The sequence below is a fragment of the Sphingobacterium humi genome (assembly GCF_009768885.1).
Classification (GTDB): Bacteria; Bacteroidota; Bacteroidia; order Sphingobacteriales; family Sphingobacteriaceae; genus Sphingobacterium; species Sphingobacterium humi.
The window spans coordinates 153,213-173,676 of sequence record NZ_WSQA01000004.1 but is presented as its reverse complement, the minus strand read 5'-3'; the positions used below and the strand labels follow the sequence as shown (position 1 = coordinate 173,676).

Below are 20,464 nucleotides of genomic sequence, written 5' to 3'. Positions count from 1 at the left end.
ATGCCTGAACAATGAACTTTATGCAAAGAAAAAGGTGTTACAAAATGTAACACCTCATCTCATACAAAAGTCCAATGTATTTTTAAAATACCTTAACCATATAGATGTAATCTTGCAGTTTCTTAATCTGCTCGGTTCTCGGTAAGTTTGATAGGCTGTTTTTGCTGCTCAGCACGATATTGCCGCGCAGTGATTCTTCAGGAATACGGTTTAGGGTTTCAATTAAAGCCTTCGTTTTAATGGCAAAGGCCGCCCCATCGATTCCTTTTTGCTTACCGGAAATAATCCCGATAATATTACCAAACTTGTCTAATACCGGTCCGCCACTGTTCCCCGGGTTCACCGGAACAGAAATCTGGTAGGCCGTGGTATCGCCGCTATAACCGGTAGACGAGCTTAAATAGCCCTCGCCGTATACGGCTTCATCGCGCGGATAACCAATGGTATAGATGCCTTCACCTAAGTCCAAATTCTGGCGCTTAAACGTATAAGGAATCACGTTTGGTTTCGTAAAGGTACTGTCTGAAATATGTAAGATGGCAATATCCTTTTCCGGGTCGGTATGGATAACCGCTGCACGGAAAGATTCACCCTTATAATTTTGCAAATGAATGGAGTCTGCACCGTTCACTACGTGATAGTTCGTCACCACGTAACCATCCTTCGTTAACATAAAGCCTGTAGCGCCGTATTGCAGGGTCGCTTGGTTAATGTTTTCCTTGTTGATGTTACGGATGGCATTATGATGCGCATTGACGTTACGCTTCACATTATTCACCTCTCTACGTAAGGCCGAATACTCGGAGGTGGTTTTGCGTAAGGTCGAGAAATAGCCGGTGAGGTATAAGGTCGCCAATGAGGATAATACGGCCACCACGGCTGCCGCAACGGCATTAATCTTCAGTTTCTTCCACATCCGATAGATTACAGCCTCTCTTGGTTGCTGTTTTACCGTTTCGGCAAGCTGATTCCTAAACGCCATACGCGCTGCCTGTTGCTTCATGGTATGCACAAAGGTCTTATGCGACTGGAATAAAGCCGTCAACGAGGCATCAGCTTTATACAGTGCTTCAAATTCCTGCTTTTCCAGGGCAGTCATTTCGCCACTTAAATAGCGGTCCGCTTGTTCTATAAATTCCTGTTCTTTCATTATTATTGCACGCTTTCGCGCTTATTGATCAAAGAATAGTTTCTTTAATCGCTGTAAACATTTATACTTTTGATTTTTTGCGTTATCAGCATTCGTATAGCCTAGTTTATTGCAGATTTCCTGCATCGATTTGTTGTGGATATAAAACTCCTTTAGAATCGTGCTACAGGGCTCGCCAAGAGCCTCCAGTGCCGTGTCCATTTTGTCAAACTGCTGCTCCAGCTCCATATGCTGCTGAATCTCATTATCCACATCCGGAATTTCCAACTCTTCGTTGTCGTTCATGCGTAGGTTTTGCCCCTTTTTATTCAGGCTTTTTAACCATAAGCGCTTACAAACGGCGTATAAGAACGTGCTTAACTTGCTGCTTAATGCAAAATCATCTTGAGTAATCTTGTCGTATAAGACCATGACACCTTCCTGAAAAATATCTTGGGCTTCCTCGCTGGTGCCGTTATTGTTGAGGATAAGATGGGCTACCGAGGGGTAGCACGACTGGTATATGTAAGATATAGCGTCGTGATCACCTTTTCGCATCCCTTCTAGCAAATCCCGATCATCCTGCGATTTTGGTATTATCTTTCTAATTTTACTCACTTATTAATACGCTAATTCTCAAATAGTAACCCAGTGTGATGAAAAATATTTTGATTATCATCCAAATTCAAACGTAATAGAATTTTTATGAAAAATCAATAATTTTTCAATCTAATGCTTGTGAAAATCAAAAAAAAGGGGGCCTCCCCGTGGGAAGCCCCTTTGGATGAATTACATAAACATTTTTAAATACCTGCAAATAGCTCGCTAAAGCGCTCGCCTACTACCGGAACTGGTTTTTTATTGCCGTTTACCGCATTCATAATGCCCATAATCCACAGGATGACCCCGAAGATAAAACCGGCAATGGCAATAATGCCACCAATGTAGGGGAGGTAAGAAACAATAGAAACCGCAAACATCATCAGCATAATCCCCAACGATTGCCGGATGTGAAAGCTGGCAAAGTCATTCTTCTTTTCATTGTTCAATACAAAGGCAATAATTAACCCGATAATGGTTAAGTATGCAATAATCGCAATGTTCTTCCCATCGTTAATGCTGTTCTGCGGTGGGTTTTCCATAGGTGGCTGTGGGCTCCCCATTGGGTTTTGAGGTGTTTCCATAGTTTTTTAGGTTTTCGTGTCTTTAAATTTACTATAAATATTTGAAAATGATACCCGTAGGGATTCTCCTTTTTCGGAAACCTGTTGTAGTTTCTTGGCAACAGAACAATTCCTATACCATTATGAACAATTGGGAGCGTTTTCTGTTTTATCCTTAAACATCAGCAGGCCATGAAAGAGAAGCTTATCAAGTATCCACATCCCAATGGGGAAGTCACCGTGCTGTGGCGACCCGAAAAATGCCAACACTCGGGCATATGTGTTCGTATGTTGCCTGAAGTGTACGACCCGAAGGCACGGCCCTGGCTGCGCCCGGAAAACGCAACAACAGCCCAACTTATTGAACAGATTAATAACTGCCCCTCCGGGGCCCTACAATACGAACTAAACAATTCGTAAAAAATAAAAGAGAAAATAGGAGCGAAGGATAGAGGGGGGAACTTATCCGGCCGCAGCTCACCGGCCTACCTCTCCAGCTCCTATCTTCTTCCGTCTAGATCCCTTTCACTCCCCTTTCAAACCCTTTTCACGCCCCTTTCAAGCCCCATGGCAAAGGGCAATGAAACGCTAGTGATTGGGCGGAAATTAGAGGTTGAGTTAAGGATTCATGAAAGCCTTTTCGGATGGTTGGAAGGTCGGGCCTCCGTTTGTTTGCTTTTTGTTGGATTCTTGTATGCTTTATGTTGGATTCTTGTATGCTTTATGTATGCTTCTTGTATGCATTATGTATGCTCTATGTATGCTCGGTTGGCAGAGGAAGGCTATGGAAAAATAGGGCAAAAAAAAAGGTGTCAAACTTGCGTTTAACACCTTTTTTTAGCGGTCTGGACGGGACTCGAACCCGCGACCCCATGCGTGACAGGCATGTATTCTAACCAGCTGAACTACCAGACCTAACGTTTAAAAAGATTTTGACAGATCCCTTGTGAAGGGAAATTTGGCGGTCTGGACGGGACTCGAACCCGCGACCCCATGCGTGACAGGCATGTATTCTAACCAGCTGAACTACCAGACCTAAAATCTTCTTAATTGTTGTTAAAGAACGTTGCGAAGGATTGCCCTTCATGGGAGGGAGTGAACTTGCTTCACTCGCTTGTTTTAGCGGTCTGGACGGGACTCGAACCCGCGACCCCATGCGTGACAGGCATGTATTCTAACCAGCTGAACTACCAGACCTTTTTCCTTCTTTTGAGAAGGTGTGCAAATATAGTGTTTATTTCTATATCTGCTAATAAAATTTTGAAAAATCTTACTCTACAGCGCCTTCTTTCATCTTTTCAGCATTCTCGGCAAACTGCAAGGCATCGATAATCTCCTGAATATCACCGTCCATAATGTTCGGTAAGTTGTACATCGTTAAGCCGATACGGTGCTCGGTCACACGACCTTGCGGGTAGTTATACGTTCTGATTTTTGCCGAACGGTCTCCGGTTGATACCATGGTCTTCCGTTTGGCTGCAATATCCCCGTGTTTTTTCTGCACTTCAAGCTCGTAAAGTTTATTACGTAACATCTCCATGGCTAACTCACGGTTGGCTAATTGAGAACGCTCTACTTGACATACCACAACAATGCCCGAAGGTTTGTGGGTTAACTGTACCTTGGTTTCTACCTTGTTCACGTTCTGACCACCAGCACCACCGGAACGCGAGGTTTGCATTTCAATATCGCCCGGGTTAATTTCTACGTCCACTTCTTCGGCTTCAGGCAATACCGCTACAGAGGCTGCGGAAGTGTGTACACGACCTTGGGTTTCTGTATCGGGCACACGCTGCACGCGGTGAACACCAGATTCATATTTTAATTGTCCGTAAACATCGTCGCCGATTACTTTCAGAATCACCTCTTTATAACCGCCAGACGTACCTTCTGTTACGTCCATTACTTCATTGCGCCAGCCTTTGGTTTCGAAGAAACGGGTATACATCCGGTAAAGGTCGCCGGCAAATAAGGCCGCCTCATCACCACCAGTACCGCCACGAATCTCAATAATTGCGTTTTTGGCATCCTCAGGGTCCTTCGGAATCAGCATCAAGCGGATCTCTTCTTCTTTTTCCTCCCGTTGGGTATATAGAATATCGAGTTCTTCTTTGGCCATTTCACGCAGTTCCTGGTCCTTTTCGTTGGCAAGGATGTCTTTATTGGTTTCCATGTTGCTCACCATATTCTTGTAAATATGGTATTGCTCCACAATTTTCGAAAGATCTTTGTATTCCTTGTTTAGTTTAGCGAAACGATTCATGTCGCTGATGGTATCTGGGTTGCTCAATTCGGCTTCCACCTCTTCCCAACGCTCTTTTATCGCTTGTAGTTTATCTAACATATGTGTGTAATTCTATGTATATAGTATGGCCTAATCGACTGATTAGGCTAACCAATCGACAAAAATAACTATTTTTTATGTTTTTTTAGGAATTTCTAATGCGAAGAAACGGCTTTTAATCCAACAATGGAGGCAATGAGGGTGAAAATAAAAAACAAGCGCCAGAAGTCGGTAGGCTCTTTGAAAAACAGAATGCCCATTATAACGGTTCCTACGGCACCTATGCCCGACCATACGGCGTAGGCCGTGCCCAAGGGGAGGGTGCTGGTGGCTTTAATTAATAAGCCCATACTAATTGTTACAGAAACTAAGAAGCCCAAATACCAGAGCCACTTCTCGGTGCCAACGGCATCATTAGCCTTACCGATGCAAAAGGTGAACATCACCTCGAATAATCCCCCAATAATGAGTAATATCCAGTTCATAAAAAGTTAATTATAATTTATTCTCCTGCTTCCCATTTCCGTAAGGTCAGCGCTTGGCCATCCCATACGGCATAGGTAAAGTAATTGATCCACTCGCCAAGGTTCACGATGTGGGCGCCATTCGCTAAGGGCAAATCGTAAGGCAGGTGCCGATGGCCAAAGATCAAATAATCGTAATGTTGTTGTTTTAGCAATTCTTTGGCATACACAATGAGCCATTCTTGGTCTTCGCCCAGGAATTTTTCCTCGGTAGCACTGGCAATGCGGCTATGTTTAGACCAACGTTGGGCTATACCGATGCCCAAATTGGGGTGTAGGCGTGCAAATAACCATTGGCAAGCCGGGCTGCGGAATATCTTTTTTAAGATTTTGTATTTCCCGTCGCCAGGGCCTAAACCATCGCCATGGTGAATGTAGAAGCGTTTTCCATCTAAGGTCACTTCCAATTCGTTGGAAATAATTTGAGCATTCAATTCCTGCTCGAAATAACCAAACATCCACATGTCGTGGTTGCCTTTAAAGAGCTTTATTTCTACGCCTAAATCAGCTAATTCGGCCAGTTTGCCCAAGAAACGGATGTAGCCGCGGGGCACCACCGTGCTGTATTCAAACCAGAAATCGAAGATATCGCCAACCAGGTATAAGGCCTTGGCATCGGCTTTAATGGCATCTAGCCAGGCGACAATTTTGCGTTCCCGCGAAATACTAGCTTCCTTGGGGTAGGATCCCAAGTGAAAATCTGAAGCGAAGTATGTTTTATCGCGCGTGCTCATGAACGCCAAAACTAGCATAATTAATACTTAATCGCAAGAATTACAGTTTTTGAAGAGTGAAATAATTGATTAGTTTTGTTAGGAACTAATTCAGATGATTATGAAAAAAATCTTAAGTTTTGGCTTATTGGTATTGACGGTCACGGCCTGTCAGCAGCAAAAAGCCATAGAATCTAAAACTGATATCACAGTGAAACCCTATCCCCAAAGCCAGAAAGGCAGCACACAAGACACGTATTTTGGAACCCTCGTTGACGACCCGTACCGCTGGTTGGAGGACGATTTATCAGCTGAAACCAAGAATTGGGTGAAGGCAGAAAATGAGGTGACCGAAGATTACCTGAGCCAGATTCCTTATCGCGAACAGATCCGGAAGCGCCTGGAAACCCTTTGGAACTATGAAAAAGTAACCGCGCCCTCTGTAGAAGGCAATTATGTTTACTTTTTCAAAAACGATGGGTTGCAAAATCAGCATGTATTATACCGCAAAAAAGGGGAAGACGGGAAAGAGGAGGTCTTCTTAGATCCGAATAAATTCTCAACGGATGGTACCACCTCCCTGGCGGATGTTGCTTTTAGTAAAGATGGCTCGCTGGTGGCCTACCAAATCTCTGAAGGAGGTTCCGATTGGACCAAGGTGATTGTGTTGAATGCGGAAGATAAAACCGTGGTAGGCGATACCTTGCAAGATGTGAAGTTTAGCGGATTGGCCTGGAAAGGCAACGAGGGCTTGTTTTACAGTTCTTACGATAAACCGAAAGAGGGCTCGGCCTTATCGGCCATGACCGATCAGCATAAATTATATTACCATGCCTTGAATACGCCGCAGGCGAACGATGAACTGATCTTTGGTGGCGCTAAAACGCCGCGTCGTTATGTTGGCGGTTATTTAACCGAAGATGAGCGTTATTTGGTGGTGACGGCTGCTAATGCAACTTCTGGAAATGAGTTGTATATTAAAGACCTGAGTGTGCCTAACGCCCCGTTTGTAACGGTGGTGGATAATATGGAGAAAAACCACAACATCATTAATAACGATGGTTCTAGGCTGCTTATCTATACCGAGCTAAACGCGCCAAATGGCCGCATCGTGCAAACCGAAGTGGCTAATCCGGTACCGGCAAACTGGCACGACCTTATTCCAGAGAATGAATACGTATTAAGTCCTTCTACAGCAGGAGGGAAGCTGTTTGCTACCTACCTCAAAGATGCCACCTCCTTGGTAAAGCAATTTGATTTGCAGGGAAAAATGGAGCGTGAAATTGAACTGCCGGGCGTTGGAACGGCATCAGGGTTCTCCGGTAAAAAAGAAGATAAGCACCTGTACTATTCTTTTACGAATTATGTAAATCCGGGAACTATCTATAAATACGATATCGGGGGGGGAAAATCGGAAGAATACCGTAAACCTGCGCTCAAATTTGATTTGGCAAACTATGAATCTAAACAGGTGTTTTACACTTCGAAAGACGGTACCAAGGTGCCGATGATTATTACCTATAAAAAAGGCCTGAAATTGGATGGTACCAACCCGACCTTATTGTATGGTTATGGTGGCTTTAACATCAGCTTGACACCTAGTTTTAGCACCAGCAACCTGATTCTTTTGGAACAAGGGGGCGTGTTTGCGGTGGCCAATTTACGTGGCGGTGGCGAGTATGGTGAAAACTGGCACCTGGCAGGTACGAAAATGAAGAAACAAAACGTGTTTGACGACTTTATGGCGGCTGCCGATTATCTGATCGCCGAGAAATATACTTCCTCCGAGCGCTTGGGTATTGCTGGTGGTTCGAATGGTGGACTATTAGTTGCAGCCTGCATGACGCAGCGTCCCGACTTGTTTAAAGTGGCTTTCCCGGCAGTAGGTGTATTGGATATGTTGCGCTATCATAAGTTTACGGCTGGCGCAGGATGGGCCTTTGATTACGGTACGGCAGACGATAGTGCGGAGATGTTTAAGTATTTATTTAACTATTCGCCATACCATGCCTTAAAACCAAATACAGCCTATCCGGCAACAATGGTAACCACGGCCGATCATGACGACCGCGTTGTGCCTGCACACTCCTTTAAGTTTGCAGCACGGTTGCAGGAGTATAATACTGGAACCAACCCGGTACTGATTCGTATCGATACCAAAGCAGGCCACGGCGCTGGGAAATCTACCGCCATGGTTATTGCCGAGCAAACCGATAAATGGGCCTTTATGTTCCAGAACATGGGGCTTCCCTATACCGAGTTTACGAAATAAAGAAAGGCAGCCAATGGCTGCCTTCTTTGTTATAATGAATTGATTCGCATGTTATCCTTCATTGATCCAGGTAGGTTCTCCCTTTTTCATTTTATCAAGGTTCTTCTGGAATTCAGCTTTGGCATCATCGTCAACCTTCGCTATGGCTTTTTCTTGCCATACGATGGCTTCTTTTGTTTTACCGGCTTTGTGCAATAGGTTAGCGTAGGTATCCATCATCATCGGATCTTCGTTCGATCCTTCTACCGATTGTTTACTCCATGCTAAAGCGGCTTCTACGCAAGCAGCATCGTCGCAGTTCTCGAAAATAGACCAGGCAAAGCTGTTTAATTCTCTTGGACTAACTTTCCCGTCGTTTTTAGCAATGTAGGCTTGTACGGCCTCTTTGAAGGCTGGGTAGTTTTTCTTTTTCAAATAATACTGCAATTTGAAGCTGGTCAATCCTTCGGTTAAATCGATATCCGGATAGGCTTTTTGTACCGCTTCCACCTCTTTGTTTAACGGATCGCCTTCGGCATTCCATACCTTCTGGGCAATCTCACGACGTACCAAGGTGGTCGCTAAAATGCTATTGGCTTTGCCAGCGCCTAATTCAGCATCTACTTTTTCCTTGTTTTCGCGGATTAGCGCAAATGCTTTGGAAGCTGGATCCTGTGCGCTCTTCGCTAAGAAGCCTAAGTTTTCTTTGGTTAAAAGCTCTTCTTTGCTCGAGTTTTCGATGAATGCAGCTTGTGCGCGTGCGGCTACTTCCTCATCATACGCTTTCTCTGCAGATTCAGCCGTTGCTTTAGCAATCGCTTTATCTTTTGGGTTTGCTTCGAATTTCTTTACTAGCGTAACGTATTGCGTTGCTGGGTTTAATCCCTCTTGCGCCTTCGCGATAAAAGGATCAGCCTCACCACCACCAACAATACGGTGTACCAATTCGCCGTCAGGGTTGAAGATTAAAAAGGTAGGATACGCTCTGATTTGGTAATCTTTGGTAAAGCGTTTGGCCTCTTCATACCAAGATTTTACATCCTCGCTGTCGTTTTTAGTCTGGTCCATTTGGATCTTCAAGTTCACAAACTTCTCGTTGAAGAAGGTTCCAACTTTCTCCTGAGGGAAAATCTCTTGCGCCATGTATTTACACGGACCACACCAAGTGGTAAAGGCATCCACAAAGATGTACTTGTTCTCTGCCTTTGCTTTCGCTTTTACTTTGGCCCAATCGGTGTTGTGCTCAAATTTAATGCCTTTGTCCTGGGCCGTACCCAACAAAGGAATTAAGAATAGGAATAATACTAATTTTTTCATAATCAACGTTTATACTAATATTTTGTAGTGCGGGTAAAGTTACTTATTCCAAATGAAAAAGCCCTTGAGGGTTCAAGGACTTTTGTAATAAAATTGTTAATATTAATTAAATTCCTAGTTGCTTTTGGATACCCTTTGTTAAAGCTTTTTTATGTAATAACAAGGAGATCGTTTTGTAGCGAACGTATTCTTTCGTAGCATACATATAGCCCTTGTAATCGTTTGATACACCCCAAGAGTTTTTAACGATGTAGTATTCCTTGCCTGTTTGGTCTTTTACCAAACCTACAATGTGCATACCGTGGTCATCGGTTGTGCTGTAATCATCAAATGCTTCCTGTCTTTGCGCTGGCGTAATCTGCGGTTCAGCTTTCGGGCCATTGAACAATTGCTCTACTTCCTCACGGCTCATCTGCTCGATAGGTTTCTCCGGAACAAAAGCCAATCCGTTTTTCCAGCTAAAGCTTTTCTCCGATACGTCGGTTGCCCATGCTACGGTATAGCCTTTTTCTAAGGCGTTATCGATGATGTCGGTCAAATCGTTGATCTTCACATTGTAGAAGCTTTCAAACGACCAGTTGTCTGGAATCAATAATACGAATGGTTTGTAGTATGCATGCTCATCGAAAGAAGAGATGCCTACATAATCATCCGGGTTGATACCAATTACCTGATCGGCAAAGGTTCTCGGCGTATAGGTTTTACCTTCGTATTGGAAAGATTCAGGCACTTCGCCTAAATAAGAATCCATAGCCGCTGTAAAGGCTTTTAACCAGTCTTTGCTCGGTTTTTTGCTCTTCGCTACATTCTCAGTAATGCTTTGCAATAAAGGGCTCATTTCGCCGAAGTTATTGCGTGTTTGTCCATCGGGTAAACCGGTGTAAACCTCGCGAGGAACAGCACCATACTTTTTGAAAATAGTCAATACGTCGTGCAATTGACCACCGTCGCCCTGCGCCTGATCACCGTGCAAACGAACAAAGTTCTTTGCTTTCTCGATGTAGGTGTTGCGTGCTGTAAAGATTTGTGAAATCTCAACCGGCTTCTTGCCCATACGGATCATCTCCGACTCTAAGAAGGAGTTTCCGGAATAGGACCAGCAGGTTCCTGAAGAGCCTTGATCTTTGATGGAGGTGTTCCCTAGGTTAATAACTTCCGTAAAGCGGAATCCTTCTTTACTGTTGTCACTGGCGTTGCCTTTTAGGGCATTTATTAAATTGTCTTGAGCTTGTGTTTGTGTAACAGCGAATAAGGCTGCCGCAAATAGAATAGATCTATTCCAATTCATGTGTATGTGATTTTATAAAATTTTACGAATATATCAAAATATGAAGATTGTGATGCTTCTATTTTGTAAAATTGTTAGCACAATAACGAGATTCTTTTATTAAAAAGCAAAAGTAAAGGGCTCCGTCAGAGCCCTTTAAATTATGAGTTTTTGAATTCCTTCTTTTTTGGAAAAAGTAAGGAAGCGACAATGCTTAATGTGAGGATACCTAAAATCACGATGAGTGAGTGCACCGTTGTGAAGCCCCAGCCGCTTAGCCAGTTGTGTAGCAACATCTTTAATCCGATAAAGATTAATAAGAAGGCTAAGCCTACTTTCAGGTAGTGGAACTTATGGATGATGTTGATCAATAAGAAGAACATCGAACGTAAGCCTAGGATAGCAAAGATATTCGAGAAGAATACAATGTAAGGATCCTTGGTTACGGAGAAGATCGCCGGAATGGAATCTACCGCGAAGATTAAGTCGGTGAATTCAATAACCACTAACACCAGGAAGAGCGGTGTCATATATTTTACACCATTCTCTACATGGAAGAATTTTCCTTGGTCTAGCTTATGGGTCACCTTGAAACGCTTCGACATAAACTTCACCACCGGGTGATTCTCGGGGTCTACTTCCTCTTCTTTGTTGCGGTTCAAGTACATGTTTAATCCCGTGTAAACCAGGAATGCCCCAAATACATACAGGATCCAACCAAACTTGGTAATCAAGGCTGCTCCCACGAAGATAAAGATACAACGCATGATAATAGCACCAAGAATACCCCAAACCAATACTTTATGGTAATATTTCTCTGGAATACCAAAGGAACTGAACAGCAACACCATCACGAAGATATTATCCACCGATAGGGCATACTCCACCACATAACCGGTCAAATACTCCAGGGTGAGGTTCTTGTTGTAGGCTTGAATACTGCCTACCAAGTCGTTTTCGTTGATGCTGATATTGTGCAGGTGTTTTGCGACCACCTCCTTCAGGCGGGCCATATCATGTACATTGTGCAATTCATTCCCCCAATAATACAGCAATAAACCAAATAGGAGTGCAAAGGTAACCCAAATAGCACTCATAATGGCCGCCACTTTTAAGGATACGGGTTTGTCGCTCTTGGAGAACAATCCTAAATCTATTGCTAACATCAGAATTATAAAAACTATAAATCCGACCATAAATAATGCTTCGTGGCTCATATGTTATTTTTTTCTTTCCGTGGTAAATTTTACTAGTTGTTCTAATCCGGTTTTAAACTCGCCCCCGTTTGGTAGGCTGTCTAAAATCTCGAAGGCTTCCTGTTGATATTGCAACATCCGTTGGGTGGCATATTCCATACCGCCATTGGATTTCACAAAGTCTATAACCTCACTCACCTTCGCCGGATCTTCGTTATGGTTTTTTACTAAATTAATAATCTTCCTGCGCTGTCCTTTATCGACGCTGTTCAAGGCGTGGATAAGCGGCAGGGTCATTTTCTTTTCCTTGATATCGTTGCCGACAGGCTTGCCAACATCATCTAATCCAAAATCAAACAGATCATCTTTGATTTGGAAGGCAATGCCAACCTTCTCGCCAAAGAGACGTAGCTTTTCTACTGTTTCTTCGTCAGCACCGGCCGATGAAGCACCGCAAGCACAGCAAGAAGCTATTAAGGACGCGGTCTTTTTCCGGATAATCTCATAATAGATCGACTCTTCGATATCCAGATGACGAGCCTTCTCAATTTGTAGGAGTTCGCCTTCGCTCATATGCTCTACAGCCTCCGATACAATCCGCAAGAGCTCAAATTCCTTATGCTTTACCGATAGTAGTAAGCCCTTGGAAAGCAAGAAGTCGCCAACCAATACCGCTACTTTATTCTTCCAAAGCGCATTAATCGAGAAAAATCCCCGACGCTCATTGGAATTATCGACTACATCATCGTGAACCAAGGAAGCTGTGTGCAGTAATTCTACTAATGCAGCACCATGATAGGTAGATTCTGTAATTCCGCCGCTAATACCTGCCGAGAAGAAAACAAACATCGGACGCATCTGTTTTCCCTTTTGCTTAATCAGGTAGCCGGTAATACGATCTAATAGAGGAGCTGAACTTTGCATCGACGCTTTGAAAGTCTTTTCAAAGCGTTTGAGGTGTTCTTGTATAGGGAGTTGTATTTCGTCTAATGTTAACATGAAAATGGTTTAATACCATCAGTAATCACTGAAATGACCATAAAAATAGTAAATTTATGATTTAGAAGCTAACGTATTTTCAAGCTCTTTATACCATTCTTCACCATATTCCCGAATTAACGGGTCTTTCAAGAATTTATAGACAGGGATTTTCAGTTCTTGACCAAAGGTACAGGCGTCTTTACAGATATACCAGCGGTCATAATGCAACACATCAAAGGAAGGATAGTGGGTAGCCCGGATAGGGTATAAGTGGCAGGATATTGGTTTCTTCCAGCTCACCTCACCTAGTTCATAGGCTTTTTCAATAGCACATTTGGTAATGCCATTTTCCCAGGTAACATAGGCACATTCTTTATTGCCATCGACGCAGGTCGTGGTCAGGTCGCCATCGGCATCTACCACGTGGGTGCCTTGCTGCTCAATGGCTTGAATGCCTTTTTCTGTTAAATAAGGTTTTACGGTAGGGTAGATGTCGGCAAGGATTTTAGTTTCTGCTTCTGTTAATGGAGCCCCGGCATCACCTTCTATACAACATATTCCCTTACATTTGCTGAGGTTGCAAACAAAATCATTGTTCACGATATCCTCGTGAACAAGTACATTACCTACTTCTATCATTTTTTATTTTGAATAACTTACGCGTTTTCCCAAAGGATATTTTAAGCCTTCGGCACTCACCAAATCCATCGTAACAGAACCGATCAGGATATCCACTTGGGCTTTTACCGGGATTCTGTTTCCATCATTGGTGACCCAAAGATACAAACGACTGTTCTTTTTAAAAATTCTTCCTGGAGAAATTTCAGGAGATAGCTTAATACATTCCAATTCGCCCAGTACGGATTTCACTTTTTCTACCCCAACATATTCTACACCTAGCTGCGCCACTTCATCGTTCAGGAAGTAGGTGATCTTGAATTTATCACCTTTTTTAAGGCCTGCGAAGTCGAGGTTTCTGGAGAAATAATAAGCCGATACCAAGTCAAAGGTCTGCGTGGTGGGGCTGCTGAAAGTTCCCTTTTTTCCTTTCACCTTTTTGGTGTCATGGTCGAAGGTGGCATACTCCACACGGCGGTAATTGTTCTCCCGGATGTTCTCTGTATAGAGGATGGGGAGGAAATTATCTTGATTAATATAGGAGTCGTATTGATTTTTCACAGTATAGAAGGCAGAGAATGCCCCTGATGTTTGCCCGAAGGCATGCAGGTGAATCGGGTCTTCTACGCCGAAGTTGTATTTAGATTTCTGTACAGACAGGGTTCCTGTGGCTGCAGACATAATGCCATAGCGAAGCTTGTATTTCAATACTTCGCCAGGTTGAAAAGTCGGAGAAGATAAATACGGCAAAGACTGCGCGATAGTTGTTGTTCCTATAAGGACAAACAGGGTTAGAAGCGTAAAAATTCTTTTCATATAATTATGACGGCGTTAAAGTTCGAAAGTTTAAGCTTTCCGCTTAAACACAGGGACGGTAGAGCAGGGCTCACCATACATAATGCTTTTGACACGGCTGCTCAGGGCAGTCGTAAAGCTTACGAATGCAGACTCCGGAATGGCGATATCACCACAACCTTTTACCACGACACGTTGATCCTGGTACTGCTCGTAATCGATGTTGCTTAATGCTTTCTCAAACAGGAAGTTTCGCACGGCATCCTCATCACCGAAGTGAATGGATAGGGCATGGTCTACCAATTTGGTGCTCAATAGCATATAGGCCCAGGTAGGGACAATGGCATCGGTGGAACAGATGATGCCGATATGCTTGCCCGCATATTGCGACCAGTCGTGTTCCTTGATGAATTCACGGAAGTCTTTTTCTTTCAGGATAAGACCGTGGAAGAGGTTATCCTTAATATCGTAAATAACAATAGGCTCTTTGGGTGCATAATTTGCCAAATCCACCGTAATTAACCCACTTTGTGCAACCTTGTTGACTATGTTTTCTTGAATATCCATTTCCTAAAAATAAAAAAAGCTGGATAACATATTGCTATCCAGCTACAAATTTAACTATTCTTTGTTAATAGAATTTAATACGATTGTCAACAATCTTCGCGTTGTCCTGCAAAGCTTTGAAGATTACACCCCAAGAGCGTTGTGCTTTTGCTGAAGTAATCTGTTTTTGTTGAGTCGCCAATTCCTCAGCAGCGATGGCTTTTGGATTTACGAATCCGCTTACTTGTACCGCATATACCCCTTGTTTTCCTTCAATAGCTTTCGAAGGTTTGTTAGGTTGTAATCCGAATACCGTACCTACCACTGCGTTTTCTACAGCAACTCCAGGAATAACTGGATTTGCCAATACAATATTTTCTACGGTCAACGCGTTTTTGCCTAATTTCTGCGCCACTTGATCGATGGAGTTAGCACCGTTCAGGGCGTTGTTCATTTTTTCTTTCAGCATTCTCGCTTTCACCAAGTTTTTCACTACTGGTTCAATTAAGCTTTTCACAGCAGCCATTGGCTGTTGCCCTTTCGGCTGAACGGCTTTTAAGCGTGCTACGATGAAGTTATCTTCTGTTTCGTATACTTTATCAGAAACATCGCCAACTTTCGCTTCGTAGGCCCAACGCACAAGCTCACGCGGAACTTCTACGCCACCCAGCATGTTGTCCATAGCCAAGGTGCGCTCGTTTTGTTGAATCGATGCATTTTGTTGTTTCGCGATATCTTCGAAATTATCTTTATTGATGGCCGAGAAGAAGCTGTTTGCTTTCGCATAAGCCGCATCTGTTGTTTCTTTTCCAGCAATAATGGTTTTATCAACGATTGCTAATTTCGCAATCTTCGAGTTTCCGATTTGTTTTTCGATTTTCAAGATGTGAACACCATAGTTCGAGTTCACGACTTTGATCTCACCTGGCGCACCACTGAAGGCAGCTTCTTCAAACTCAGGAATCATTCTTCCACGGGTGAAAGTTCCTAAGTCACCACCGTTGTTCTTGCTACCTGTATCTTCACTGAATTCTACAGCTAAAGCGGCCATGCTTGCACCGTTTGCTAATAAGGTTTTAATAGAGTCTGCTTTTTTCAAGGCTTTATCTACACCACCTTCGGTCGCTGGGTTCAATAAGATATGGCTGGCTTTTACCGAGTCAGGGCTGAATTTCGTTTCAATAACTTTCGCAATCTCGTAAACGCCTTGTGTTAAGTAAGGGCCTACGGTTGTTCCTGATGCCGCATTGAATACCACAGAGTCTAAAGCAGGGCTTAATTGACCTTTGCTGTAATATTTAACCGGGTATTTATTATCCGAGTTGATGGATACGAAGGAAGAATCGTTTGTTGCCGCCTGTAAGTCCGTTTTCAACTTTTGGATGTTTCCTAAAATAGTTGCTGTATCTGCAGCATTCGGGCTTGCATTGAACAATACATACTCTACGTTACGGGTTTCTTCTTCGTTACGGAATGCTTTTTTATTCTTCTCGTAATATTCGTTGTAATCCGCATCTGTCAATTTCACCTCTGCATCGTTTACAGAAGCGTAATCCAACATCACGTATTTGAAGTTCGCCAATTTATTACGCGAGTTATAATCGTACTCCGCTTCTAGGGAGGTGGTGTAAATACTGTTGTTGATTAAGTTGGTGTACTTTTGGTTCAAACGCTCGTTTCTCACGCTCTCCAACAAACCTTCCCATTGTTGTTTCACTTCCGGGTTTGTTTTTGCCTGCTCGCGAACGGCGGTAATATAGGCTTTGTCTAATTGACCGGTCTGCGGATTCGCAAAAGCTTGCATAATCTGCATAGAAGGGTTGTCTCCAAAAATTAAGCTATTTAACTCATCTTTGCCTACATCGATGCCGATTTTCTCAATCTCTTGTTTCAATAATTCTTGTGAAATAAACTGATTCCATACCTGTTGTACGGCAAATCCACGCATTTGAGGAGTCACATTGCCTCCCATTTGTTGTTGATACATGGCGTTAGCTTGATCTACCTGCGCATTGAATGCGAGGTGGTTTACACTTTCACCATTAATACTTCCAACCTCACTCTGGCTACTACGCCAAAATGGAGTCCCCATATTGATGATGTCTCCCAGTAAAAACGCAACAATTGCTAAACCGATCACGAAAATGACTAAGCCGGCACGGTTTCGCAAATAGCTCATTAATCCCATAACTGTATTCTAAATTTTATTAAATGCTTAATTTTTTTACTTAATTGTGTTTTGTTAAAACAAGGCGCAAGATACAATTTTTATGAAAAAAACTGTAAAAATTTATTAATCGCTCCCGGCTAATTTTTATTCTGTCAAATGCTTCACTACCTGTTAGTTCCCAAAGCCTGGAATCTTCTTGTTGGCGTCGAAGTAATAGAGCCCTGTAGATTCGGTGAAATCTACCCGGTTGAAGTCTAGATCCGAAGTGAAGGAAGTGCCCGATAAGTGGCCGCGACCCTCGGTGAACTCAATGGTAATTGGCTGGGTATTATAATATTTAGCGCCCTTTTCATCGTAGAAGAGTTCCTCGGTTCTTACGATAGATCCGTTGGCCATGGTTAGAATAACGTTTTGGCGAAACTCGATCAAGCCTGTTTCTGCATATTGCTTGGCATACTTGGAAGTGATGCGCTGCGATTCCTTGGCTTGTTCATCAAAGAAAATAATCTTCACCCCTTTTTTAAACTCATAATCCCCTTGTGTTCGGTTGGTGGTATCGTGATACACCCGCATTTCAGGGGCGGTCAGCTCTGCTTTTACACGAGCCGAATCACTGTACACCACAATCACGTCCTTCGAGATATCAACCGCCTCTTCTTGCTGAATATTGGCCATACGGTCAATATCCTTCATGTCATTTTCACAGGCACTTGACAAGATTGCCCCTAGCAATAGTATTGATAGGGGCAAAATTGAAGATATCTTGTATTTTCTCTTTGTTGAAAACATGGGTATTAATCGTAACTACGTCTGATAAACCAAGCGTCGTTAATGGTAAAACCAATATTAAAGTTAATATAACGCTCTCTGATCAGGTTATTTTTCATGGTGCCGTGTTGTCCGAATTCGGCCGACACGTTAATGCTCGAGAAGGTTCTTCCGAAGTTCGTCTCCGACAGCGGGAAGCCCATCCCTACGGTAACTGCCATGTCCGTTAAACGTTGTTTGTCCACCGTGATATGGCTTTTATTATAGCGGAAGCCTAATCTATAATCCACTACATTTAAATATTTCAGGGAAGTCGCATCTGGTTTAAACTGACCACCAATGGCCACACCGATGTTTTTTCCTAATTTCTCTTCCCCTTCGCGGGTTTGGAATTTCGACCAGTCGGCATATTTAAAGTCCGCACCAACCATCCAGTTTACCCCTTTAGATACGGTAAAGCCTACATTATGGCGTAATGGTAAGTTAACATCGCGATTGGAAACCAAATTAAAGGCCGTGGTGTCAATGGCTACTTGCTCGCCATCCGACATATTCGGGTTGGTTTGCGTCAAAGTAACCATGGAAGTCGTTTTATTGCGGATAGCATTATCCAAGGATCCGGAATAACCTATGGTAAAGTTTAACCGATTCCCCAATGCCTTGAAGTATTGTGCACCATAATCGATGGAAGCGCCACGAATTTCACGTGTTGAGGTTTGTACGGTATTGTAAAAGCCGGCCGCCTGAGGGAATTCGATCATCGCTTTATCATAGAGGTTTCCGAATAGGAAGCCTACGTTTGCACCGATACTGAATCCTTTAATAGGGGAAACGCCATAGCCTAAATAAGCTTTATTAACCCCACCTTCGCCCACTAAGCTCGATTTATAGGGGGTATTTTCGAATTGACGAATCACGGATGCGTTGTACCCCACATCCGAGAAAGGCATTAAGCCGAAAGAAACGCCACCAGCCTTACCAAAGGGTATCGCAATGGTGATATGACTGAATGCGAAGTCAGCCGTATGGTCTTTAGCACTATTTTTCTCGAGTTGGGTAATGTTGCCGTATAAGCCGGCGTCAAGAATAGTCCGCGATAAAGCGGCATAACTTGCCGGGTTGGCAATATTTAGGGTTGGCAAGCCGCCAACGTAACGCACCCCTGTTGAAATGCCGCCCATGGCCCGGGTTTGAGGCAATAAATCTTCGCGGATTTGACCTAAACCAAATTGTGAGTAGGGAGAATGGGAAGTAGAGGACTGTGCAAAACCGCGCGTACTGGTGAGTAATAAGGAGCTAACGCCCAGGACCATCAGTAGTCGCGAATATGAGAAAAATGGTTTCAATTGTTTCAACATTTTTATTTGATACATCGATTTGAAGAACACGGTTTCTGAAATCAGATGGTCCAAAACGATGAGGTTAAATCTTCTGTTATGGCTGTATTCTCTTGAATTTTTGCTACAAAACTATCTATTTTTTAAATAGCAGCTAAGTTTTTGTTGTTAAAAAAGGTTAAACAACTACTATACAGTTGGTTAGAAAAACTGAAAATAGAGAATCGTGAGTAAGATTACCAAATACAGGCTCTCATAGAACCATTTCCGCTTGGCATGGGTAAAAAAGTAAGCCAAGTAAATGGAAATTGCTGGCACGCAAAGTAAAAAGTGGTTTACCGAGCGCTCCGGATTTAGGTAAAACGATCCTACAATCAACAACAGCATAAAAAACAACAGCTGAAAACTCTTCCGCACCTGCACCACACTCTTAAAGAAATTGTCTTTTAAGATCAGTAGAAATCCAATCAAGGCAACCACAATAGGAATCAAGACAAAATAGTCATACACTTCCATGTTTAAGCGGGTAGGGAAGGGATAGGTAAAGGGGATGAAAATCTGATAAAACTCAGGCATCCGCTCAAACCAGTAATAGGCCACCGCCAACAGGAAGTAGACCACGATAACCCCCATTAAGGGCGTTATCCATTCGCGCCAGGAAAAGGGGCGGAATATAATTAAGCTGATCCAAATCAGGGGCAGCATCACAATAAAGGGGAAGTAAATCAAACTGCCCAGGGCCACCAACATCCCCAAATCAAACATAATTCCCTTCACATCGGCCTGCTTATAAATATTAAATAATTTATACAGCATCCAAATGGTAATGAAATTACAGATGAGTGTAGGCGATAACACCAGGAAAGGAATGAACAAGCTGACCAAGGTCATGAACATCAAGGCCGTCAGGAAGTTCGGTTTCCCCAATAAGTTAAAGTGGTTAACCACCCTGTTTAGGTTAAAGGCCTGCAAGATGGTGAGGACCAGGGTAATAATAACGTTGATTTGGGGCGACAGGGATTTCCCCATGTCTGCGCCAAAGAGATTGCCGATTGCCGGTTCATACAATACCGGCGTCAAGCGATCCGGAAGATGCAGATAGACACCTAAACATAAGATGGTACCAACTAAGGATACGAGGAAAATGTTCAGGCCAGAGAGGGTCCGGTGTTGGTTAATCAGCATGGAAAAGCTGTTTAATTATCTTTCTCCAACTTTTTTACCTTACGGTCTAAGGTGAACAGGTAAACCGCCACGGCCGCAAAAATCACCAATAAAACCAGTACTACGACATAAATTTTTCCCTCAGAACGTAATCCACTGGCCATATCCACTTGGTTTTGTGCGAATACAGCAGGCATAAAGGCGATCAGCCCCAAAAAGAGCAGGCTCAATTTTTTCATGA

The 20,464-nt window shown here is 43.2% G+C and carries 20 protein-coding genes and 3 tRNA genes; 2 read left to right on the top strand and 21 right to left on the bottom strand.

The features are described 5' to 3' along the window. Window positions 1-82 precede the first annotated feature (82 nt). From GQF63_RS06815 to GQF63_RS06805, 3 genes are all read right to left on the bottom strand, one after another. Window positions 83-1,150 carry a S1C family serine protease gene (locus GQF63_RS06815; RefSeq protein ID WP_160368464.1) on the bottom strand — a complete coding sequence of 356 codons (1,068 nt, stop codon included), beginning with the start codon at window positions 1,148-1,150 and terminating at the stop codon, window positions 83-85. A 21-nt stretch (window positions 1,151-1,171) separates the two neighbouring features. After that, window positions 1,172-1,747: an RNA polymerase sigma factor gene (locus tag GQF63_RS06810; RefSeq protein ID WP_343031034.1), complete on the bottom strand. Its 576-nt coding sequence runs from the start codon at window positions 1,745-1,747 to the stop codon at window positions 1,172-1,174. A 185-nt stretch (window positions 1,748-1,932) separates the two neighbouring features. Beyond that, window positions 1,933-2,313 carry a DUF4870 domain-containing protein gene (locus tag GQF63_RS06805; protein ID WP_212592486.1) on the bottom strand — a complete coding sequence of 127 codons (381 nt, stop codon included), beginning with the start codon at window positions 2,311-2,313 and terminating at the stop codon, window positions 1,933-1,935. Window positions 2,314-2,484: 171 nt separating this feature from the next. Here GQF63_RS06805 and GQF63_RS19945 point away from each other — a divergent pair, with 171 nt between their 5' ends. Continuing rightward, window positions 2,485-2,712 (top strand): (4Fe-4S)-binding protein, encoded by a 228-nt coding sequence (locus GQF63_RS19945; RefSeq protein WP_160368463.1) that lies wholly within the window; start codon window positions 2,485-2,487, stop codon window positions 2,710-2,712. A 421-nt stretch (window positions 2,713-3,133) separates the two neighbouring features. Here the strand turns inward: GQF63_RS19945 and GQF63_RS06795 are convergent. The 6 genes from GQF63_RS06795 to GQF63_RS06770 form a co-directional block, all read right to left on the bottom strand. After that, window positions 3,134-3,207: transfer RNA gene (locus GQF63_RS06795), tRNA-Asp, on the bottom strand. A gap of 44 nt (window positions 3,208-3,251) precedes the next feature. Next, a tRNA-Asp gene (locus GQF63_RS06790) sits at window positions 3,252-3,328 on the bottom strand. An 87-nt stretch (window positions 3,329-3,415) separates the two neighbouring features. Then, a tRNA-Asp gene (locus tag GQF63_RS06785) sits at window positions 3,416-3,489 on the bottom strand. Between the two features lie 73 nt (window positions 3,490-3,562). Beyond that, the gene (gene prfA / locus GQF63_RS06780; protein ID WP_160368462.1) at window positions 3,563-4,636 is read right to left on the bottom strand and encodes a peptide chain release factor 1; all 1,074 of its coding nucleotides are present in this window, start codon (window positions 4,634-4,636) and stop codon (window positions 3,563-3,565) included. Between the two features lie 95 nt (window positions 4,637-4,731). Then, window positions 4,732-5,061: a DMT family transporter gene (locus GQF63_RS06775; protein ID WP_160368461.1), complete on the bottom strand. Its 330-nt coding sequence runs from the start codon at window positions 5,059-5,061 to the stop codon at window positions 4,732-4,734. A gap of 17 nt (window positions 5,062-5,078) precedes the next feature. Continuing rightward, window positions 5,079-5,852 (bottom strand): UDP-2,3-diacylglucosamine diphosphatase, encoded by a 774-nt coding sequence (locus GQF63_RS06770; RefSeq protein ID WP_246163366.1) that lies wholly within the window; start codon window positions 5,850-5,852, stop codon window positions 5,079-5,081. An 82-nt stretch (window positions 5,853-5,934) separates the two neighbouring features. On the opposite strand from GQF63_RS06770, the gene GQF63_RS06765 reads away from it, so the two are divergent. After that, window positions 5,935-8,085: a prolyl oligopeptidase family serine peptidase gene (locus tag GQF63_RS06765; RefSeq protein ID WP_160368460.1), complete on the top strand. Its 2,151-nt coding sequence runs from the start codon at window positions 5,935-5,937 to the stop codon at window positions 8,083-8,085. 51 nt (window positions 8,086-8,136) lie between these two features. Here the strand turns inward: GQF63_RS06765 and GQF63_RS06760 are convergent, their stop codons facing one another. From GQF63_RS06760 to GQF63_RS06705, 12 genes are all read right to left on the bottom strand, one after another. Beyond that, window positions 8,137-9,381 (bottom strand): thioredoxin family protein, encoded by a 1,245-nt coding sequence (locus tag GQF63_RS06760; RefSeq protein WP_246163365.1) that lies wholly within the window; start codon window positions 9,379-9,381, stop codon window positions 8,137-8,139. 106 nt (window positions 9,382-9,487) lie between these two features. Next, the gene (locus tag GQF63_RS06755; protein ID WP_160368458.1) at window positions 9,488-10,669 is read right to left on the bottom strand and encodes a C1 family peptidase; all 1,182 of its coding nucleotides are present in this window, start codon (window positions 10,667-10,669) and stop codon (window positions 9,488-9,490) included. Between the two features lie 140 nt (window positions 10,670-10,809). Continuing rightward, the gene (locus tag GQF63_RS06750; RefSeq protein WP_160368457.1) at window positions 10,810-11,865 is read right to left on the bottom strand and encodes a TerC family protein; all 1,056 of its coding nucleotides are present in this window, start codon (window positions 11,863-11,865) and stop codon (window positions 10,810-10,812) included. A gap of 3 nt (window positions 11,866-11,868) precedes the next feature. Then, window positions 11,869-12,843, bottom strand: a complete 975-nt coding sequence (locus tag GQF63_RS06745) for a polyprenyl synthetase family protein (protein WP_160368456.1) — start codon at window positions 12,841-12,843, stop codon at window positions 11,869-11,871. A gap of 54 nt (window positions 12,844-12,897) precedes the next feature. Continuing rightward, window positions 12,898-13,464, bottom strand: a complete 567-nt coding sequence (locus GQF63_RS06740) for a DUF3109 family protein (RefSeq protein ID WP_160368455.1) — start codon at window positions 13,462-13,464, stop codon at window positions 12,898-12,900. Between the two features lie 3 nt (window positions 13,465-13,467). Next, a complete protein-coding gene (locus tag GQF63_RS06735) occupies window positions 13,468-14,259 on the bottom strand; it encodes a DUF3108 domain-containing protein (RefSeq protein WP_160368454.1) in 792 nt (263 codons plus the stop codon). A gap of 30 nt (window positions 14,260-14,289) precedes the next feature. Further along, window positions 14,290-14,805, bottom strand: coding sequence for a DUF2480 family protein (locus tag GQF63_RS06730; RefSeq protein WP_160368453.1), 516 nt, complete (start codon window positions 14,803-14,805; stop codon window positions 14,290-14,292). A gap of 64 nt (window positions 14,806-14,869) precedes the next feature. Continuing rightward, window positions 14,870-16,972 carry a peptidylprolyl isomerase gene (locus tag GQF63_RS06725; protein WP_160368452.1) on the bottom strand — a complete coding sequence of 701 codons (2,103 nt, stop codon included), beginning with the start codon at window positions 16,970-16,972 and terminating at the stop codon, window positions 14,870-14,872. Between the two features lie 153 nt (window positions 16,973-17,125). After that, window positions 17,126-17,743, bottom strand: coding sequence for an LPS export ABC transporter periplasmic protein LptC (gene lptC / locus GQF63_RS06720; protein WP_160368451.1), 618 nt, complete (start codon window positions 17,741-17,743; stop codon window positions 17,126-17,128). A gap of 5 nt (window positions 17,744-17,748) precedes the next feature. After that, window positions 17,749-19,134: a BamG family beta-barrel-assembly machinery protein gene (bamG, locus tag GQF63_RS06715; protein ID WP_246163361.1), complete on the bottom strand. Its 1,386-nt coding sequence runs from the start codon at window positions 19,132-19,134 to the stop codon at window positions 17,749-17,751. A 126-nt stretch (window positions 19,135-19,260) separates the two neighbouring features. Further along, the gene (locus tag GQF63_RS06710; RefSeq protein ID WP_160368450.1) at window positions 19,261-20,244 is read right to left on the bottom strand and encodes a DUF6427 family protein; all 984 of its coding nucleotides are present in this window, start codon (window positions 20,242-20,244) and stop codon (window positions 19,261-19,263) included. An 11-nt stretch (window positions 20,245-20,255) separates the two neighbouring features. After that, window positions 20,256-20,462 (bottom strand): CcmD family protein, encoded by a 207-nt coding sequence (locus GQF63_RS06705; RefSeq protein WP_160368449.1) that lies wholly within the window; start codon window positions 20,460-20,462, stop codon window positions 20,256-20,258. Window positions 20,463-20,464 lie beyond the last annotated feature (2 nt).

Coding starts and splice junctions, on each gene's coding strand:
- GQF63_RS06815 (WP_160368464.1), bottom strand. CDS start 1,150: ATGAAAGAACAGGAATTTATAGAACAAGCGGACCGCTATTTAAGTGGC.
- GQF63_RS06805 (WP_212592486.1), bottom strand. CDS start 2,313: ATGGAAACACCTCAAAACCCAATGGGGAGCCCACAGCCACCTATGGAA.
- GQF63_RS19945 (WP_160368463.1), top strand. CDS start 2,485: ATGAAAGAGAAGCTTATCAAGTATCCACATCCCAATGGGGAAGTCACC.
- prfA (WP_160368462.1), bottom strand. CDS start 4,636: ATGTTAGATAAACTACAAGCGATAAAAGAGCGTTGGGAAGAGGTGGAA.
- GQF63_RS06775 (WP_160368461.1), bottom strand. CDS start 5,061: ATGAACTGGATATTACTCATTATTGGGGGATTATTCGAGGTGATGTTC.
- GQF63_RS06770 (WP_246163366.1), bottom strand. CDS start 5,852: ATGCTAGTTTTGGCGTTCATGAGCACGCGCGATAAAACATACTTCGCT.
- GQF63_RS06765 (WP_160368460.1), top strand. CDS start 5,935: ATGAAAAAAATCTTAAGTTTTGGCTTATTGGTATTGACGGTCACGGCC.
- GQF63_RS06760 (WP_246163365.1), bottom strand. CDS start 9,381: ATGAAAAAATTAGTATTATTCCTATTCTTAATTCCTTTGTTGGGTACG.
- GQF63_RS06755 (WP_160368458.1), bottom strand. CDS start 10,669: ATGAATTGGAATAGATCTATTCTATTTGCGGCAGCCTTATTCGCTGTT.
- GQF63_RS06750 (WP_160368457.1), bottom strand. CDS start 11,865: ATGAGCCACGAAGCATTATTTATGGTCGGATTTATAGTTTTTATAATT.
- GQF63_RS06745 (WP_160368456.1), bottom strand. CDS start 12,843: ATGTTAACATTAGACGAAATACAACTCCCTATACAAGAACACCTCAAA.
- GQF63_RS06740 (WP_160368455.1), bottom strand. CDS start 13,464: ATGATAGAAGTAGGTAATGTACTTGTTCACGAGGATATCGTGAACAAT.
- GQF63_RS06735 (WP_160368454.1), bottom strand. CDS start 14,259: ATGAAAAGAATTTTTACGCTTCTAACCCTGTTTGTCCTTATAGGAACA.
- GQF63_RS06730 (WP_160368453.1), bottom strand. CDS start 14,805: ATGGATATTCAAGAAAACATAGTCAACAAGGTTGCACAAAGTGGGTTA.
- GQF63_RS06725 (WP_160368452.1), bottom strand. CDS start 16,972: ATGGGATTAATGAGCTATTTGCGAAACCGTGCCGGCTTAGTCATTTTC.
- lptC (WP_160368451.1), bottom strand. CDS start 17,743: ATGTTTTCAACAAAGAGAAAATACAAGATATCTTCAATTTTGCCCCTA.
- GQF63_RS06710 (WP_160368450.1), bottom strand. CDS start 20,244: ATGCTGATTAACCAACACCGGACCCTCTCTGGCCTGAACATTTTCCTC.
- GQF63_RS06705 (WP_160368449.1), bottom strand. CDS start 20,462: ATGAAAAAATTGAGCCTGCTCTTTTTGGGGCTGATCGCCTTTATGCCT.